We start from the raw sequence: 17786 nt of genomic DNA, 5'->3' as shown, positions 1-17786 counted from the left end.
GAGCGGCAGCCCGAATTCGGCATCGCCGTTCAGCGTCAATTGGTGCCGAAATTTCTCATCTGGCGATCCTCCTGCTTGAGTCGCGCGATTTTTATAATCGACGCATCCAGGTGTGTCACCCCTATAAACGGCGGTGATGGTCCGTGGCATCAGGCTTGCCGCACGGCGGGAAATAACGTCCGCCATGGACGGATTACGGCTGGCAATACCTGCGATGAGATATAAATTCGCGACTGGTCCTGATGGTGGTTTCGATACCGTCAGAATCTTTGAAGCGGTTCGGAGCGCTTGATGACATCGACGCGTCTCGGCGCTCCTGCACGACCTCCGAAGAGCTCGCATTTGATCGCTGCCGCGATAGAAGAGAAGCGGATTGCATCTTCCGCCGCCATTCCCTCGGCAATCGCAAGAGCGAAGGCGCCGTGGAAAATATCGCCGGCGGCAAGCGTATCGACAGCCTTTATGGATATGGTCGGGCAGTGCTGGACTTTGCCGGTGTCATCATCGAACCGGTGACTGCCGGCGGCACCCGCCGTCACGCAGATAAAGGCATGGTCGAACCGTTGTTTCAGCTGCTGCACCATTTCGGAAACATCGTCGGTTCCCGTCAGGCGCTCGGCGGCCGGTTCGGAAAAGATGATGTGGGTTGCTTCCGGGGCCAGCTGTTCGATGATGCCGTCAGGGGCGACGTCGCCGTCAAGAATGGCTGGCTTGCCCATCGCGCGTGCCGCCTTCAAAACCTGACGAGCCAGCGCCGGCCAGCGAACATCGATAAGCACGGCATCGAAGGCGGCGATATCGGCCGCCGTGAATTCCTTGACGGTATGGTGCAGTTTCGGATCGTAAAAGGGAACGATCAGCCTTTCGCCCTCATCGTCCACCAGGATCGTCGAGACGGCGGAGCGGGCGCCGTCCACACGCAGCATGCCGTCCACATTGATGCCGTCGCCTTTGAGATCGCGGATGATCCGATTGCCGGTTTCGTCGTGGCCGACGGCACCCCACAGGCTCGCCCTGCCGCCGAGCCGCACGACGGCATAGGCAGCGCTCGAGGCCATGCCTTCGGCGATCTGCAGCATGTCGTAAGGCAGAACCTTCCCCTGACCCTGCGGAAGCGCGCGGACACGAAAGAGCGTATCGAGAACGGCCGCACCGACGCATAGAACATGGCGGGGTCCGCCGGACGGCGGATCGAAGATCGATGGAGCGCTCAAAGCCGCTTTCCGCTCGCCTTGTCGAAAAGGTGGATGCTGGCCGGGTCGATCGCAATGTCGATCTTGTCGCCGAAGCGGATATTCAATCTCTCGCGGAACAGGCAGGAGATTTCCTCGCCGCCACAGTCGAGCTTGGCGTAGATCTCCGAACCCGTGCCTTCGACAATGCCGACCCGGGCCGATAAACCGCCAGCCGCCGCGCGGATATGCTCGGGCCGGATGCCATAGACGAGCGGGCGCCCGCCATGCTCGGCAGCGGGGAAATCTTCCGGCAGGGGCAGGATGAGACCCTTGCCGCTGCGGAAGACACCTTCCTCGATCCTGCCGTCGATAAAGTTCATTGAAGGGGAGCCGATGAAACCGGCGACGAACAGGTTTGCCGGGTGGTCATAGAGATCGAGCGGCGCGCCGACCTGTTCGATGATGCCGCCATGCAGCACAACGATCTTGTCGGCCATGGTCATCGCCTCGACCTGATCATGCGTGACATAGATCGTCGTTGTACCGACGCGCTGATGCATGGACTTGATCTCGCCACGCATCTGCACGCGAAGCTTGGCGTCGAGATTCGAAAGCGGCTCGTCGAACAGGAAGACTTGCGGATCGCGCACCAGCGCACGCCCCATGGCGACGCGTTGGCGCTGACCGCCGGAAAGCTGGCGCGGCAGGCGCTCCAGCAGGCTTTCCAGGCCCAGGATGGTGGCAGCCTTCTGGACCTTTACGGCGATTTCCGCTGGATTTGCCTTTTTCAGCTTCAGCGCGAAGCCCATATTGTCGGCGACCGTCATATGGGGATAGAGCGCATAATTCTGGAACACCATGGCGATGTCGCGGTCGCGTGCCGGAAGATGGCTGACTTCGCGGCGACCGATATGGATTTCGCCATCGCTGACTTCTTCGAGGCCCGCGATCATCCGCAGCAGCGTGGACTTGCCGCAGCCGGAGGGGCCGACAAGGACGACGAATTCGCCATCGGCGATGTCGACACTGATATCGTGAATGACCTTCACCTGGCCGTAGCGCTTCTGAATATTCTGGATGTTTACGGGTGCCATGAATGTGATCCTGTCGGAACGGAGAGGTGTGTCATTTGACGGCGCCGGCGGTCAGGCCTGCGATGATCTGGCGCTGCGCGAACATGGTCAGGACGAGCACCGGCAGCGTGACGATCAGGGCTGCGGCCGCAAGTGGCCCCCAGCTCACCTGCTCGAAGGAGAGCATATTGTAGACGGCGACGGGCAGCGTGCGGGTCTCGCGGCTCGCAAGCACGATGCCGAAGACGAAGTTGTTCCACGAGAAGATGACCGAGAGGATGAAAGCAACGACGATGCCGGGGCGTGCGATCGGCAGGGCGACCAGGCGGAAAACCTGCCAGGGTGTGGCGCCATCGATGCTTGCTGCCTCCTCGAGCTCCATCGGTGTCGTCTCGAAATAACCGATCATGATCCAGACGACGATCGGGACGGTGACGACGAGATGGATGATGATCTGTGGCCAGAGCGTTCCGAGCAGATTGAGCCATTGGAACAGCAGGAACAGCGGAATGAGGAAGGAGAGACCGGGGGTCATGCGGGCGATCATGATAACGATCGCCGACTTTTCCGCCTTCAGCCGCGCGATGCCGTAGCCGGCCGGCACGCCGATCACAAGGGCGAGCAGGGTGGCGGCACCCGTCACGAGAACGGAGTTCCACAGATAGAGGAAGAAATTGTTTTCCTGGAAGACGTTGACGTAGTTCATCCAGGCAATGCGATCCGGAATGAGGATCGGCGGATAGGCGCCATTGTCGATCTCATATTTCAACGACAGCGAGATCATCCAGAGGAAAAATAGAACGACTGGCGAAACGACCACCAAGGCCACGAAGAATAGGCCGATGCGATTAAGTGTCGAGCGCTTCATGTCAGTGGCCCTCCGCGTCCGTCCACCGCGTGCGCTGGCGGATCATCAAAAGGATGAAGGAGAGTGCGACGATGACTATGAAGAACACCACTGCCATGGCCGAGCCATAGCCGATGTCGTAATAGGAAAACGCGGTGTTGTAGAGATAGATGTTGATGGTTTCGGATGCCGTGCCCGGACCGCCCTGCGTCATCGCATAGATGATGTCGAAGCTCTTGATCGCATCGATGCTGCGGATGATGACGGCGATCATCAGGAAGGGCGAGATCATCGGCAGCGTCAGATAGCGGAACTTCTGCCAGGCATTGGCGCCGTCAATTTCGGCGCTCTCATAGGGTTCGCGCGGCACGGAAGCGAGGCCGCCAAGCACGATCAGCATGACGAGCGGCGTCCACTGCCACACCTCGACGAGGACGAGCGAGGGGATGACGCTATATTGATTGTAGATCCATTCCTGCGGTCCAATACCCACCAGCGACAGCAGATAGTTCAGTACGCCAAGCTGCGGATGGAACATCATCGTCCAGACGAGGGCTACAGCGACCGGCGTTGCCATCATCGGCATGACGAAGACGCCGCGCAGGAAACCACGCAACGGAAAGTTCGCATCGAAGATCAGTGCGGCCAGCGTCCCGAAGAACAACGGGCCGACGACGGAAAGCACGGTGTACAGAACCGTGTGCCACAGCGATTCCCAGAAGCGCGCATCGGCCGCCAGCCGGATATAATTGTCTAAGCCGACGAAACTCTGCGACTGGCCGAGCGTCCATTTGTTTACGCTCATCCACAGGGTGAAGACCCAGGGAAAGACGATGACGGCGGCAATCACGATCAGCGCGGGAACGACGAAGGGCCAGTAGTTGGGAGCAAGCCGTTGCGGCTTGCTCCTTCCTTTGGTTGCCTTCGCGGCGGTATCTTCGATGCTCACGGAGGCCATCATCCCTCGCTTCGAGCCAGCACCGGCTCGAACTGGGCAGTTGCCGTCTTCAGTTCGGTTGCCGGATCGGCGCCGCCGATCATGTTTGTCAGCGCGACGCCGTAGATATCGCGAAACTCGGTAACCGGGATGATGACGGGTAGCGCCAGCTGCGAGACCTTGGCGGAGCCGGCGACAGCGTCCAGCCAGGCACCTGGCATTTTTACGCCCTCGCGGACCTTTTGATCCTCCAGAACGGACTGACGGAACGGAACGCCGGCGCCGGCCTGCAGCAGGCGCGCGCCCATCTCGTGCGAGATCGCCCATTGGCAGAAGAGATAGGCGGCCTCCTTCTTCTGGCTGGCGGCGGTGACGCCGATACCATCGCCGAAGGTTGCCGCAGCCTGCGCATTCGGCCCCTTCGGCATGATGCCGTAGCCGACCTGGCCGACGACGCGAGACTTCTCAGGATTTTCGATCGGCGGCGCGAAGCCGACGCCATCGAGCCACATGCCGATCTTGCCCTGCAGGAAGGCCGATTGCGCTTCCGCCCAGTTGAAGCCTGAAACGCCGGGAGGTGCCGATTTCGTCATCAGGCGCTGGTAGAGCTTTGCAGCATCCAACGCCCCTTGCGATTCCGTCTGCAGCTTGCCGTCGGCCGAAAGCGGCGTTGTCCCCTCGCCGAGCATGAAGGCCGTCCAGACCGGCGTGTTGGCGTTCTTCAGACCGCGGGCGACAAAGCCGTAAGTGTTGCTCGAGTTGTCGGTCAGCGCCTCGGCCGCCTTAGCCATGTCCTCGAAGGTTTGCGGATAGGCGAGGCCCTTCTTCTCGAACAGAGTCTTGTTCCAGTAGACGATCCAGTAATCGACCGAGAAGGGCAGGGAGCGCATGACGCCTGCGGAATCCTTGGCGAATTTCAGGCCGGCCTCGGCGAAATCGCTTTCCGTCAGCGACGGATCGGTGAGCGACGGATCCTTCATGAAGCCGCTGATATCGGCGAGCCAGCCGCCTTTTTCGAACTGACGTTTCTGAACGTGGTAGCTCAGATGCACGACGTCGAAGCTCGGTTTGCCGGAGCTGAGCTCGATCGTGGTCTTCTGGCGCTGCTGCTGCTCGGGCGTCGCCTCGGCATTGACCTTGATGCCCGTCAGCGCCTCGAACTCGCTCAAATATTTGAGGATCGTTTCGCTGCGCGGGCTCTTGACCAGATTGACCTCAAGCGTCGTGCCGGAAAAACGCTTCCAGTCGACGGCTGCCGAAGCGGTGCGGACACCGAGAAGGCTCGCCGCGCCGAGTGCGGCGGTGCCGGCCATGAAGCCGCGACGTGTCGGGTTGAAAAATGACGATGACATTCCGTTCCTCCTCCTTTGGCCGAAAATCTCCTCATTCGCGGCCGTTATTCAAAGCTTTTCACATCTTCAATGCGCGATCCCGTGCTCCGCCGATGTGCGATACGAGAGCAGCAACCGCCTCGTCGGCCGATCGTCGCTGAATGGCCTCAAGCACCTTCAAATGCTCTTCCATGACCGGCCCAACATGGCCGTTAATGCGGAACCTATCCTGGCTGATCAGCCGCATCTTGATCGAATTGACCCGATAGGCATTCGAGATGATGGTATTGCCGAGCGCATCGATGAAGGCATCGTGCATGCCCCAGTCCACCGATTGCGCGTGAAGCTCGAGTTCCTGCGAACTGTCTCCGGCGCGGATTGCATCGGCAATGTCGCGATGGTCCTTCAAAAGCTTGGCAATCGTCTCGTCCGACGCCGAATGGGTGAACAGCGCGACGGCTTCCTTTTCCAGGAAAAGACGGAGCTGGAAGGCTTCGCGGATCAGGTCCAGATCGATATGGGCGATCTGCAATCCGCGCTGCGGCACCGTCTTGATCAGCCCTTCGGCTTCCAGGCGTGGGATCAATTCCCGGATTGCGCCAAGCGTCAGTCCCGTCAGCTCGACAAGCCGCCGCTGCGAGATGAATTGCCCAGGGCGAACGTCGCGCGCCAAGAGATGGCGCGTAAAGCTCTCATAGGCTTTCTCTCTCAACGTCGTCTGTTCGCCTGGTCCGTCCATCGGCAGCTCCGGGCTGTTCTGTTAGGCCGCCTTGGCGCGAAACAGCGCGCCGAAGGCAGCAAAGAGCGTGTCGGAATCTTGGCTGTTCAATGCTACGAGTGGTGGGCGCACGGCAAGCCAGCTGTCGTCCTCCGTTAAACGTGCGAGAATGGCCTTGATCGCGGGAATGACCGGATGGCTCAGCAACTGCTCGACGAAACGTTCGACATTGACGTCGTCGATGCCTTTTTCCGCCATGGCCTGAACCTCGCGGGGGAGGAGGTTCGCCATGCCGGAAATGGCGCCCTGTCCCCCAAGGCGCACGCCGCGCGCCAGATGCCGCTCATCGCCGATCAGAATGATGAGATCGCCATGCGTCTTCAGCAGCTCCTCGGTATAGGGCCAGTCGCCGGAGGAATCCTTGACGCCGACGACGACATCCGGAAATGCGGCGCGCAGGCGGCCGACCAGCGAGATCGACAGCGGCACCATCGTCACCGACGGGATATTGTAGACGATCACGTCGCGGGCATGGGTACCCAGCATCGTGAAAACGGCCGCGAACCATTTGAAGAGGCCATCGTCGCTGACGTTCTTGAAGTAGGAAGGCGGGGCCAGGAGAATGTTGCGCACGCCTTGCGCCAGTGCCTGAGCAGCCTGAGCTGCCGCATCCTCGGCAGCATCGACGAGCACGCCCATGACGATCTGCTGAGGCGTGATGCCGGCTGCGATCATGGCGGCAAGAACTTGCTTGCGCTCCTGCATGCCGATGGAGGCACCTTCACCCGTGGTGCCGAAAAGCGTCACGCTTTTGCAGCCATTGGCAAGGCAATGCTTCGCCTGTTCGATCACGCCCGGAATTGCGATCTCGCCATCCGCGTCAAAGGGCGTTGCCAGCGCTGCTGACAGCCCGAAACTCTCTTTCATCCAATCCTCCCGATCTTGTCGGATCACTGCGTAGCATGCTGACATGTTAGTTGTAAAGCGCAGATTTGTTCAGTCACACATAACTGATGCCATAGTCATGGGGGGAACGTGGTTCGCCGCTGCGACGGGGTCTACGTGCCGCCTGCTCGTTCGTAATGGTTCCGGCTGCCAGGCGTTGCTATTTCCGGACAGGAACGTAATCGAGCCCGCCATCGATTTGTGACGGCCTGCCATCGAGGAAGAGCTCGCCGATGCGCGGCGCGGAACGGGCGATAACCTTGCCGCGCTTGATGACGGCGAGGCGGTTGGGCTTCAGGCGCAACGCCTCCAGCGTGTCGACGGCCTGCAGCACCACGAAATCGGCATTGCAGCCCTTTTCCAGGCCGTAACCTTCAAGGCCAAGCGTCTTGGCGGAATTGACGGTGAGCGCGTCGAAGATCTTCTTCTTGTCTTCGATGCCGGCCATCTGTGCGACGTGGATGGCCATGTGGCCGACTTCGAGCATGTCGCCAGAACCCATCGAATACCAGGGATCCATCACGCAATCATGGCCGAAGGAAACGTTAAGCCCGGCGTCCATCAGCTCGCGCACGCGCGTCATGCCGCGCCGCTTGGGATAGGTGTCGTGCCGGCCCTGCAGCATGATGTTGATCAAAGGATTGGGAATGACATTGATCCCTGCTTCGGCCATCAGCGGGATGAGCTTGGAGACGTAATAATTGTCCATCGAATGCATCGAGGTCAGATGCGAGCCGGCAACGCGGCCTTGAAGCCCGAAGCGGATGGTTTCCGCCGCCAGCGTCTCGATATGGCGGGACATGGGGTCGTCGGTCTCGTCGCAGTGCATGTCGACGGGAAGACCGCGATCGGCGGCAATTCTGCAAAGTGCTTCGACTGAAGCCCGTCCGTCCTCCATCGTGCGCTCGAAATGCGGAATGCCGCCGACGATGTCGACGCCCATGTCGAGTGCGCGTGAGAGGGAGGTGACGCCCTCCTTGGCACGATAGTATCCATCCTGCGGGAAGGCGACGAGCTGCAGGTCGATATAGGGCTTGACGCTTTCCTTCACCTCCAGAAGCGCCTCGGCCGTCACCAGCCTGGGATCGGAGGTATCGACATGGCTGCGGATGAACAGCAGGCCTTGCGTGACGGCGAGATCACAATAGCGCAGCGCGCGCTCGACAAGTTCCTCCTTTGTCACGATCGGGCGTAGCTCTCCCCAAAGGGCGATGCCTTCCAGAAGTGTGCCCGAGACATTCATACGCGGCAGGCCGAGTGAAAGTGTTGCGTCCATATGGAAATGCGGATCGACAAAAGGCGGGCTCACCAGCCGGTCGGTTGCATCGATCTCTTCCTTTGCCTCGGCGGCAATCGACGTTTCGATTGCTGCGATCTTTCCATCCTTGACTGCGATATCGAGGCCTTTGCGGCCATCGGCCAGATTGGCATTGCGAATGATCAGATCGAACATCAAAAGCTCCTCGGATTATCTCTCGCCACGGCGATAAGGTTGCATCAGCGCCTGCGGCACGCGAGCCCGCCTGCTCATGACGGCAAGTGCAACGATGGACAGAATGTATGGCGTCATCAGGAAAATCTGATAAGGCACGCCCTGCACCGCGGTCTGCAGGCGCAGTTGGAATGCGTCGAAGAAGGCAAAGAGCAGAGCGCCGAACAGCGCTCGGCCCGGCCGCCAGGACGAAAAGACGACGAGCGCGATGCAGATCCAGCCACGCCCCTGCACCATGGTCGGAAAGAAGCTGTTGAAAGCGGAGAGCGTCAGGAAAGCGCCGCCAATGCCCATCAGCGCGCTGCCGGCAATGATGGCGCCATAGCGAATCCTCATCGGGTTGAGGCCTTGGGCCTCCGCCGCATGCGGGTTCTCGCCGGTCATGCGGATCGCAAGTCCGACCGGCGTACGGAAGATGAGGTAGGCCATGACGAGCGCTACCAGGATCGCGAGGTACGTCGGTGCCGTCTGTGTGAAGAGCGCTGGGCCGAAGAACGGCAGGGTGGAAAGCCCGGGCATGGCGATCGGCTGAAACGGCGTGATGGTTGGCGGCGTCCCGGCGACCGGCACGATCAGCCGGAAGACATAGTAACTGAAACTGGACGCGAAAAGCGTCACGCCGAGGCCGGAAACATGCTGCGACAGGCCAAGCGTGACCGTCAGGGCCGAATGCAGAAGCCCGAAAATGCCACCGGCGATCGCCGCGACGAAGAGGCCAGTCCACAAATCCGCGCCGTGATAGACGGAGAGCCAGCCGATCATCGCGCCAAAGGTCATGATGCCCTCGATGCCGAGGTTGAGGACGCCGGCTCGCTCGCAAAGGAGCGCGCCGAGCGTGCCGAAGATCAGTGGTGTGGCAATCCGCAGCACGGCGGCCCAAAGTCCGGCCGATGCAATGATGTCGACCAGCGTGCTCATCGACGGATCCTGTATTGTGTGAAGAACAGCGCGATCAGCATGGTCAGCAGCGACAGGGCGACCGTGACGTCGGCGATGTAAGTGGGGATGCCGAGGCTGCGGCTCATGCCGTCGGCGCCGACGAACATCGTGGCGGTGAAAATCGCCGCAAGGACGACGCCAAGCGGATTGAGGTTTGCAAGCATGGCAACGACAATGCCGGCATAGCCGAAGCCGGGCGACAGATCGGTGGTGACATAGCCTTTGACGCCCATCACTTCGATCGCGCCGGCAAGACCGGCAAGGCCACCCGAGAGGCAGGCGACCTTGACGAGCGTCGAGCCGAGGCGAACGCCGGCGAAAGCAGCGCCTGAAGGGTTAAGCCCAGCCGCCCTTGATTGCATGCCGAAGACGGTGCGCGACTGGACGAAATAGACGATTGCCGCGATGACGATTGCAATTGCAAAACCGATATGAAGACGCGATCGGGCAATCAGCTTCGGCAGCATGGCATGATCGACAACGGCCTGGGATTGCGGCCAGCCGAACGCCGTCGGGTCCTTCAGCACCCCGTCAATCAGCATGGAGACGAAGAGAACGGTGACGAAATTCAGGATGAGGCTGGTGACGACTTCGTCGACGGAGAAGTGCAGCCGCAGCCAGAGCGGCACGAGGATCAATATCATGCCAGCAATGGCGCCGATCACCATCAAGAGCGGAATGAGGGTCGGGCCGGGCAGTCCGGCGAGCATTTTCGAGCCGAAGGCCGCAACGGCAATGGCACCGAAATAGAATTGTCCCTCGGCGCCGATGTTCCAAAGGCGGGCACGAAAGGCGACGGCGGCGGCGAGCCCAGTCAGGATCAACGGTGTTGCGCGGGTGAGCGTCTCCGTTGCCGAAAGTCGCGAGCCGAAGGCGCCGAGCAGGATCCGCCGATAGGCTTCGAAGACCGGCGCCCCGGCAATGGCGATCAGGATGCCGGCCAAGGCGAGCGCAGCAATAATCGCAAGCAAGGGAGCAAGGATCATCATGTAGAGTGGGCGGTGTTCGCGCCGTTCAAATCGCATGTTCCGTCCCGCTCTTGTCTTTCCATTCACCGGCCATCATCAGCCCCAGCAGCCGTGCATCGGCCTCACCGGCATCGATTGGTGCCGAAAGGCGACCGCCGACGATTGCCTGGATGCGATCGGCGAGGGCAATCACTTCATCCAGATCCTCCGAGATCAGCAGAACGGCGGTGCCCTGTCGGCGCGCCTCCAGAATGCGTCCGTGAACGGCGGCGACCGCCCCTTCATCCAGTCCGCGCGCCGGCTGGGCGGCGATGAGGATATGCGGACGTTCATGGAGATTGCGGCCAAGGATCAGCTTCTGCATGTTGCCGCCGGACAGCAGCCGTGTGCGGCTTGCCGCACTGCCGCCGCGCACATCGAATGCCTCGATGATCGCCTGCGCGAAGGCCATGCCGGCGCTGCGGTCGACGAGGCCATGTTTCGAATAGGAGGACAGGCGCTCGAGCACGGCATTTTCCCAGTTCGCCATTTCGCCGATCGCGCCGTCACGGTTGCGATCTTCGGGAATGCGTCCGATCCTAGCGTCGACGATCGCCGCCACATCGAGATCGCCGACGGGCTTACCGAATAAAAGAAGCTCACCGGATGAGCGGTTCGACGTGCCGGACAGGATTTGCCCCAAGGTCGCCTGGCCGTTGCCCGATACGCCGATGATCCCCAGGACCTCGCCGGCGCGGACATGGAAGCTGATCTTTTTCAATCGGTCGACGCCGCCGCTTTTTACGGTGATATCGCGAGCTTCGAGAGCGATGGCGCCAGGTACGCTTTTCTCTCGGGTCGGACGTGTCACGCGATGCCCGACCATGAGCTCGGCAAGCTCGGCCTTGCTGGTCTGAGATGCCTGCCGCTCGGCCGCAACCCTGCCGCCGCGCAGGACGACGATACGATCGGCCGTGGCCATGACTTCATCGAGCTTGTGCGAGATGAAGATCAAAGACAGTCCTTGTGCGGCCATCTGCTTCAGCGTCGAGAAGAGCTTTTCTGCCTCGATCTGCGTGAGAACGGCGGTCGGCTCGTCGAGGATCAGAATGCGCGCATCGTTGTAGAGCGCCTTCAGGATTTCTACCCGCTGCTGCTCGCCGACCGAGAGGTCGCCAAGGCGCGCATCTGGATCGACTTTCAAACCGAAGCGTTCGGCAATCGCCAGGAGTTTTTTTCGGGCCTCGGCCATCTGAGACCTGAGCGACCACAGCCTCTCCGTGCCCGTCATGATGTTTTCGAGCACGGTCAGATTGGGTGCGAGCGAAAAATGCTGATGCACCATGCCGACGCCGGCCCGGATCGCCGCGCGCGGCTTGCCCTGCGGCAATTCCACATCGTCGATCAGGATGCGGCCGTCGTCGGGCACATAATGTCCAAACAGGATGCTCATCAGCGTCGTCTTGCCGGCGCCGTTCTCGCCGAGCAAGGCGACGATCTCGCCCTTTGCCAAGGACAGGGAGATATCGTCATTGGCAATCGTGCTGCCGAAGCGTTTGCTGACACCTTCGATGGAAAGGACTGGGATGCTCATGCCGGAAAGCCTGCAATCGGATAGCGGTGCTGCCATCGTTGCTCAGCCTCGAGCGCGAATGCAAGCTGCAGCAACAGCTTATCCTCGCCCATGGGCGCCATGATCTGGACAGGCAGCGGCAATCCTTCCGCATCCTTACCGAAGGGAAGCGTCAGCGCGGGAAAGCCGGAGATGTTGGCGAGCGCGGCAAGAGGGGCGAAGGACGTCATGCGCTCGAGGTGCAATTCGGTGTCCGAATGATCCGTCGGGAAGGACCCGATGGGTAGCGGTGCCGAGGCGAGCATGGGCATGACGATGGCATCGACCCTGTCGAAGATTTCCCAAAGGATACGACTGGCCTTCACGGCGCCATTGAGGGAATGCCAAAGTGCAGTTGCCGGCATGGCGCGTCCGCGCGTGATAAACGCCTGCGTCATTGTCTCGGTTGCCAGCATATCCAGCCCAAGGTCGTCGACCAAGCCGGCGATATTGACGGAAATGATGTCGCCAAAGGCATGGGCGCTGGAGTGAACGGCGCTTTCCATCTCATCCCAACGAAGGGATACCAGCTCGTTTCCTAAGTTTTCCAGAACACTGGCCGCTGCTTCTACGGCTTGAGCCCGATCGGCTGCGATCGGGTAGTGCTTTCCGGTGTCGGCAAGGAGACCGATCCGAAGTTTGCCCGTCTTCAGCGGGGGCTGCACAATATCGGCGAACGGCCCCCTTGTCCTCCCCCGCACGACATCGAAGATCCGTGCGGTGTCGCGCACGGAGCGGGTGACGGCGAGTTCGCTGGCGATGCCGCCAAGATGATTTCCGAAGGAGGGGCCAGCAGGGACGGCGCCGCGTGTCGGTTTCAGGCCGACGAGCCCGCAACAGGCAGCCGGTACGCGGATGGAGCCGCCTGCGTCGGTTGCATGGGCGATCGCCACGATGCCGGCGGCGACTGCTGCGGCCGCACCGCCCGAAGAGCCGCCGGCCGTTTTGCCTTGGTCCAAGGGATTTCGGCAGATCGGGCCGATTGCCGGCTCGGATGCGAGCGAGAAACCGAATTCCGGGCTGGTGCTCAAGCCGAAGGCGCAAAGGCCGCCGTCGCGAAAACGGCCCGCCAGATCGCTGTCCGCGCCTTTGCCCGGGCGGGCGAACAGGCGCGAGCCGGCGGCCACCGGCAGCCCTGGAAAGGGGCCGCCGAGATCCTTGGCGACCGTCGGCACGCCGGCAAAGGCGCGCTGCGCAAAGCGCTCGGCATGCGCCGAAGCCTCCTGATCCAGGGCGAGCGCTGCCGCAAGCCCTGTTTCAGAATTGACATAGATAATGGCCCCAAGCTCATCCTGCTTGGCGCAGGCATCAAGCGCTGCCTGCATGGCATCCACGCAGGTAAGCGTGCCGGATTTGATGGCGCCGGCCAGCTCCGTGGCATCGGCGAATGACGGGCTGCCCATGATCGAGCCGGCAGTTACTTCGGCTGATCCGTTACCTTCGGCACTTCGAAGGTGCCGGCCTTGATGTCGGCGCGAACCTTCTCCATCGCAGCTTCGGCCTCTGCTGGTGCTGTGCCCTTCACGTAGACGATGTCGCTGCCACCTTCCTTCATCAGGCCGTAGGCCGTGTAGTTGCGGCCGACCGGCTTGCCTGCGGCAACATCGGCGATCGCGGCATTGAGAATGGGACGGAAATACCACATGGCATTGGCAAAGACGGTATCGGGATAGCGCGGCGTGTAATCGATCAGCGATCCTATCGATTTGATGTGACGCTCCTTGGCGGCATCGGCCGTGCCGATGCGTTCGCCGAAGAGAATGTCGGCGCCGGCATCGATCTGAGCAAGACCAGCCTCGCGCGCCTTCGGCGGATCGAAGAAGGTGCCGATGAAGGAGACCAAATGCTTGCAGTCGGGATTGACCGCCTTGACGCCGGCAGCGAAGGCATTGATCAGCATGTTGACCTCGGGGATCGGGATCGCGCCGATGGAGCCGACGACATTCGACTTGGTCATCTTGCCCGCCAGCATGCCGGCGAGATAGGCGCCGTCGTAGTTCCACGTGCCGAAGACACCGAAATTACTGCCGGCAGCCTCGCCGCTGGAGCCGAGAACGAAGGCGGTATCCGGATAATCGGCAGCAACCTGGCGTGCTTCCTTCTCCACGGCATAGGCTTCGCCGATGATCAGCTTGTTGCCCTGTTCGGCATATTCGCGCATCGCACGGGGATAGTCCGTGCCGGAAACGCCCTCGGAAAAGACGTACTCGATGACGCCTTCCTTGGCCGCGTCCTGGAGTGCCTTGTGAAGACAGGAATTCCAGGCATTTTCGACCGGCGAGGCGTGTATGCCCGCCACCTTGAGCGGCGCGGCGGCGCGCGCGGCTGGTGCCAGCGCGCTGATGCCGAGGGCGATGCCGGACGCTATGACCGCACGGCGTGACAGTATGATTTCATTGGTCATTTTTCAGTTCCCCTGCTTTTTGATCATTTGGTAAAAATCATAGAAGGGGGCTAAAAAAGTGTCAAGCAACAGGCGTGCCCAAATAATATGCGAAAGCGCTCGATATTTGCCCGTCGCATGCATCAATGAACAATCCGAACGTCACCGGTTGCGGCTTGGCGGAAGAGCACAATCAGCCCGCGACGCGTTCGATCAGATGCGGCGGCGCTCTACGCTGAGGATACCTTACCAAAAGGCCGGTAAGATCCGGCAGTGCCGATCGATAAAATCTGCAGATTCAACTCTATTGTTCGTTAACTAGCTCACTTCACCCAATATTTCGGTTTTTCTGCGATAAAGAGGGCCAAAGGTAAGGTGACCCATGCAAGAGCTCCCGGTTTCGTCAAAAATCATTAAATCAGTCTATTTCCGCCCGGATGATGGGCGGCTTTACATCCGCTTCAAGAACGGTGAGGAGCGTCAGTTTACCGGCGTTCCGCAGAAGGCCGCGGTTGCCATGGTGAAGGCATCTTCACCCGGCCAGCACTATATCGAGCATATCCGCACCCAGTTCGAACGCGTGGCTTGAGACGAGAGTTCAGAGCCGGCCGTCTCGCCTTGAGGATGCCGGCTGGCTTGTTGCTCTCCGGCCACAAGGTCCATTGGTGATGAGCAAGCTTATCCATCAATGCATTGATAAACGATGAGTTGCACTATCTACATCGATCAGGACCATCTTCCAGGGAGGACGCGGCGTGATTGATGAAAAGCAGCTTATATCCAAGATCACCTGGAGGCTCATGCCCTTTCTGGGGATCCTTTATCTGATCGCCTATATCGATCGCCAGAACGTCAGTTATGCAAAGCTGCAGATGGTCGGCGATCTCGGCATGAGCGAATATGCCTATGGTCTCGGCGCCTCGCTGTTCTTCATCGGCTATTTCATCTTCGAAGTACCGAGCAACCTGCTTCTCGATAGGTTTGGAGCGAGCAGATGGTTCGCGCGTATCCTGATATCCTGGGGCGCGGTCACGGTTGCGCTCGCCTATACGCAGAATGCCACCATGTTCTATATCCTTCGGTTCCTGCTCGGCGCCTGTGAGGCTGGCTTCTTTCCCGGTGTGCTCTATCTGCTGACCCTCTGGTATCCATCTGCCTATCGCGGCACCATGGTCGGGCTTTTCATGATCTTCAGCGCCTTTGCCAATGCGATCGGTGCGCCGCTCGGCGGCGCGCTGTTGGATCTGAATGGCCTTTATGACATCGCCGGCTGGCAATGGGTCTTCCTCGTGACCGGCATTCCCGCGATCATCGCCGGCTTTGTCACCCTGTTTTATCTGCCGGATCTGCCTGCCAAAGCGACCTTTCTCGACGACACGGAAAAGACCTGGCTTGAAGATCGGCTCGCGGTCGAAAATTCGGCCATGGAGCAAAATGCCGCCGACGGCTTCAAGGCACTGATCAATCCGCGTGTGCTGTTGATGGCGCTTTGCTATGTCGGCTTTCCGCTGGCTGCCTACGGGCTCAGCTACTGGCTGCCGACCATCGTTAAGAATTTCGGCGTCAGCAACACGACGAACGGCTTCCTCAACATTATCCCCTGGCTTCTTGTGGCGGTCGCCCTTTATGCAGTGCCGGCAGCGGCGGACAAGGCGGAATCGAAAACGCCCTACATCGTCATCCCGGCCCTTATCGGTGCCGCGAGCCTGGTTCTTTCAGCTGTCATCCCCGATCATACGCTGCAGTTTGCTTTCCTCTGCATTGCGGCCGCCGGCATCTTCGCTGGCCAGCCGGTCTTCTGGAGCTTGCCGTCGCGCTTCCTGCAGGGCGCGGGCGCCGCAGCAGGCCTTGCCGCGATCAACTCCGTCGGTAATCTCGGCGGCTTTGTCGCCCAGAACGTCGTCCCCTGGATCAAGGATTCCACCGGAAGCACGATCGCGCCGATGTTCTTCCTTGCCGCTTGCCTGCTGGCGGCCGCGCTATTGGTTTTCATCATCGGACGCATGGTGCCACGCGCGCCGAAGCCTGAGGATTTCGACAATGCAGGCGCGGCACGGGTGAAGTGATTGCGATCACGCGAGCAAAACCATCCTTCTAATGAGAGGGGCGGCTGACGGCCGCCCCAATTTTTTCGAATGGCTGCTGGCGCTATCATCACGCAAATGCGTAGGATCCATCGGGACGCTTGGGCACGCGCCTTTGCCAATGGATATAGCCTTGCTCTTCCATCGCCTTCTCGTCCATGTCGACGCCCCAGCCTGGCCGGTCGGGCCTGAGTTCGAGATAGCCATCCTTCGGCAGATAGGGGTCGATAACATAGCGGGTTTCGCCCTGTCGCTGCTCGACCTCGTTGCCGCCATAGACATAGGCCTGGCCCTTCGGCAGGCGATACTCCAGGATCTTGAAATTCTGCGCGGCGGCCGAGAAATGCACGTTGACGGCGGTGGCGAGCGGTCCCATCGGATTGTGCGGGGCAACGCCGACGAAATGCGCCTCGGCGATCGTGGCGATGCGCCGCATCTCGCTGATGCCGCCGACAACGCAGATGTCGGGCTGGATGAGGTCGGCGCCCTTGACCTGCAGCAGGCGCAGGAATTCGTTGCGGTTATAAAGGGACTCACCGGTCGCAAGCACGCAATTGAGGCCTTGCTTCAATTCGCCCCACATCTCGATATTCTCAGGCCGCAGCGGCTCCTCGTAGAAGAGCGGATCATAAGGGGCCAGCGCATTGCCGAGCTGACGCGCGGCGACCGGTTCGAAGATCTTCGCATGGGCGTCGAAGGCGATCTCATAATCGTCGCGTACGGTTTCGCGCAGCGAGCGGAAATAGTCGGCCGATGCCTTGACGACATTGCCCCAGCGATGGGCATGCATATCGATGCGCCAAGGACTGAGCTTGAAGGCGGTAAAGCCCCATTCGGCGTTCAACCGGTCGAGCTCGTCGCGGGCTGCCGGCGCGTCCGGTGCGGTATAGACGCCGGCATAGACCTTGATACGATCGCGCACCGCACCGCCGAGCAGCTTATAGACCGGGACATTGAGGGCTTTTGCCGAGAGGTCCCACAGGCAATGGTCGAGCGCGGAAATCGCTGAAAGTCCGAGCGCACCGGGCGGGAAACGGCTTTGTTGGATCAGCAGATTGACGAGATAGTCGATGCGGCTCGGATCCTGGCCGGCGATGAAGCCGTAGAGATAGTCGAGGATCGGCGGCAGTGCTAAGTCGGGGCCGTGATTGTAGCATTCGCCCCAGCCCGTTAGCCCGTCATCCGTGTCCAGCGCCACGATGACGCGTGGGCGATCCTTGTCGCGGGTCATGAATACCCGCATGCGGTCGATTTTCATCTTACCTTCCTTCTATCGATGGCTATGCGTGCGGCCTGGGAGGTG

General features: G+C 60.6%; 16 protein-coding genes. 2 read left to right on the top strand and 14 right to left on the bottom strand.

Features of this window, described 5'->3' with window-relative positions:
* Window positions 1–260: 260 nt before the first annotated feature.
* From FP026_RS03605 to FP026_RS03545, 13 genes are all read right to left on the bottom strand, one after another.
* Entirely contained in the window at window positions 261–1214 is a 954-nt protein-coding gene (locus FP026_RS03605; RefSeq protein WP_149633256.1) for a sugar kinase, read from the bottom strand.
* The gene (locus FP026_RS03600) at window positions 1211–2269 is read right to left on the bottom strand and encodes an ABC transporter ATP-binding protein (RefSeq protein ID WP_149633255.1); all 1059 of its coding nucleotides are present in this window, start codon (window positions 2267–2269) and stop codon (window positions 1211–1213) included. Before FP026_RS03600 ends, FP026_RS03605 begins: the two co-directional genes overlap by 4 nt.
* Before the next feature lie 31 nt (window positions 2270–2300).
* Window positions 2301–3116, bottom strand: a complete 816-nt coding sequence (locus FP026_RS03595; RefSeq protein WP_149633254.1) for a carbohydrate ABC transporter permease — start codon at window positions 3114–3116, stop codon at window positions 2301–2303.
* A gap of 1 nt (window position 3117) precedes the next feature.
* Complete coding sequence (locus tag FP026_RS03590; RefSeq protein WP_149633657.1) at window positions 3118–4053, bottom strand: carbohydrate ABC transporter permease; 936 nt, start codon at window positions 4051–4053, stop codon at window positions 3118–3120.
* On the bottom strand, window positions 4053–5384 hold the full coding sequence (locus FP026_RS03585) for an ABC transporter substrate-binding protein (RefSeq protein ID WP_149633253.1): 1332 nt from the start codon (window positions 5382–5384) through the stop codon (window positions 4053–4055). Before FP026_RS03585 ends, FP026_RS03590 begins: the two co-directional genes overlap by 1 nt.
* A 58-nt stretch (window positions 5385–5442) precedes the next feature.
* On the bottom strand, window positions 5443–6102 hold the full coding sequence (locus tag FP026_RS03580; protein ID WP_149633252.1) for a GntR family transcriptional regulator: 660 nt from the start codon (window positions 6100–6102) through the stop codon (window positions 5443–5445).
* A 21-nt stretch (window positions 6103–6123) separates the two neighbouring features.
* Window positions 6124–7008: a dihydrodipicolinate synthase family protein gene (locus tag FP026_RS03575; protein ID WP_149633251.1), complete on the bottom strand. Its 885-nt coding sequence runs from the start codon at window positions 7006–7008 to the stop codon at window positions 6124–6126.
* Between the two features lie 178 nt (window positions 7009–7186).
* Window positions 7187–8479, bottom strand: coding sequence for an amidohydrolase family protein (locus FP026_RS03570; RefSeq protein WP_149633250.1), 1293 nt, complete (start codon window positions 8477–8479; stop codon window positions 7187–7189).
* 15 nt (window positions 8480–8494) lie between these two features.
* On the bottom strand, window positions 8495–9436 hold the full coding sequence (locus FP026_RS03565; protein ID WP_149633249.1) for an ABC transporter permease: 942 nt from the start codon (window positions 9434–9436) through the stop codon (window positions 8495–8497).
* The gene (locus FP026_RS03560) at window positions 9433–10482 is read right to left on the bottom strand and encodes an ABC transporter permease (RefSeq protein WP_149633248.1); all 1050 of its coding nucleotides are present in this window, start codon (window positions 10480–10482) and stop codon (window positions 9433–9435) included. The genes FP026_RS03565 and FP026_RS03560 overlap by 4 nt, the downstream gene beginning before the upstream one ends.
* Entirely contained in the window at window positions 10472–11998 is a 1527-nt protein-coding gene (locus tag FP026_RS03555) for an ABC transporter ATP-binding protein (RefSeq protein WP_149633247.1), read from the bottom strand. Before FP026_RS03555 ends, FP026_RS03560 begins: the two co-directional genes overlap by 11 nt.
* Entirely contained in the window at window positions 11995–13419 is a 1425-nt protein-coding gene (locus FP026_RS03550) for an amidase (RefSeq protein ID WP_149633246.1), read from the bottom strand. Before FP026_RS03550 ends, FP026_RS03555 begins: the two co-directional genes overlap by 4 nt.
* A gap of 14 nt (window positions 13420–13433) precedes the next feature.
* Window positions 13434–14420 (bottom strand): BMP family protein, encoded by a 987-nt coding sequence (locus tag FP026_RS03545; protein ID WP_149633245.1) that lies wholly within the window; start codon window positions 14418–14420, stop codon window positions 13434–13436.
* A gap of 361 nt (window positions 14421–14781) precedes the next feature.
* Here FP026_RS03545 and FP026_RS03540 point away from each other — a divergent pair, with 361 nt between their 5' ends.
* On the top strand, window positions 14782–14988 hold the full coding sequence (locus FP026_RS03540) for a KTSC domain-containing protein (protein ID WP_149633244.1): 207 nt from the start codon (window positions 14782–14784) through the stop codon (window positions 14986–14988).
* Window positions 14989–15154: 166 nt separating this feature from the next.
* Window positions 15155–16465, top strand: a complete 1311-nt coding sequence (locus FP026_RS03535) for an MFS transporter (RefSeq protein WP_149633243.1) — start codon at window positions 15155–15157, stop codon at window positions 16463–16465.
* Window positions 16466–16553: 88 nt separating this feature from the next.
* Here FP026_RS03535 and FP026_RS03530 read toward each other — a convergent pair whose 3' ends face one another.
* Window positions 16554–17741: a galactarate dehydratase gene (locus tag FP026_RS03530; protein WP_149633242.1), complete on the bottom strand. Its 1188-nt coding sequence runs from the start codon at window positions 17739–17741 to the stop codon at window positions 16554–16556.
* Between the last annotated feature and the right edge of the window lie 45 nt (window positions 17742–17786).

The sequence above is a fragment of the Martinezella tropici genome, assembly GCF_008370325.1.
Classification (GTDB): domain Bacteria; phylum Pseudomonadota; class Alphaproteobacteria; order Rhizobiales; family Rhizobiaceae; genus Rhizobium; species Rhizobium tropici_B.
Note: the sequence above shows the minus strand (reverse complement) of the source record. Positions and strands in the feature narration are given on the sequence as shown.

Coding starts and splice junctions, on each gene's coding strand:
- FP026_RS03600 (WP_149633255.1), bottom strand. CDS start 2,269: ATGGCACCCGTAAACATCCAGAATATTCAGAAGCGCTACGGCCAGGTG.
- FP026_RS03595 (WP_149633254.1), bottom strand. CDS start 3,116: ATGAAGCGCTCGACACTTAATCGCATCGGCCTATTCTTCGTGGCCTTG.
- FP026_RS03590 (WP_149633657.1), bottom strand. CDS start 4,053: ATGGCCTCCGTGAGCATCGAAGATACCGCCGCGAAGGCAACCAAAGGA.
- FP026_RS03585 (WP_149633253.1), bottom strand. CDS start 5,384: ATGTCATCGTCATTTTTCAACCCGACACGTCGCGGCTTCATGGCCGGC.
- FP026_RS03580 (WP_149633252.1), bottom strand. CDS start 6,102: ATGGACGGACCAGGCGAACAGACGACGTTGAGAGAGAAAGCCTATGAG.
- FP026_RS03575 (WP_149633251.1), bottom strand. CDS start 7,008: ATGAAAGAGAGTTTCGGGCTGTCAGCAGCGCTGGCAACGCCCTTTGAC.
- FP026_RS03570 (WP_149633250.1), bottom strand. CDS start 8,479: ATGTTCGATCTGATCATTCGCAATGCCAATCTGGCCGATGGCCGCAAA.
- FP026_RS03565 (WP_149633249.1), bottom strand. CDS start 9,436: ATGAGCACGCTGGTCGACATCATTGCATCGGCCGGACTTTGGGCCGCC.
- FP026_RS03560 (WP_149633248.1), bottom strand. CDS start 10,482: ATGCGATTTGAACGGCGCGAACACCGCCCACTCTACATGATGATCCTT.
- FP026_RS03555 (WP_149633247.1), bottom strand. CDS start 11,998: ATGAGCATCCCAGTCCTTTCCATCGAAGGTGTCAGCAAACGCTTCGGC.
- FP026_RS03550 (WP_149633246.1), bottom strand. CDS start 13,419: ATGGGCAGCCCGTCATTCGCCGATGCCACGGAGCTGGCCGGCGCCATC.
- FP026_RS03545 (WP_149633245.1), bottom strand. CDS start 14,420: ATGACCAATGAAATCATACTGTCACGCCGTGCGGTCATAGCGTCCGGC.
- FP026_RS03540 (WP_149633244.1), top strand. CDS start 14,782: ATGCAAGAGCTCCCGGTTTCGTCAAAAATCATTAAATCAGTCTATTTC.
- FP026_RS03530 (WP_149633242.1), bottom strand. CDS start 17,741: ATGAAAATCGACCGCATGCGGGTATTCATGACCCGCGACAAGGATCGC.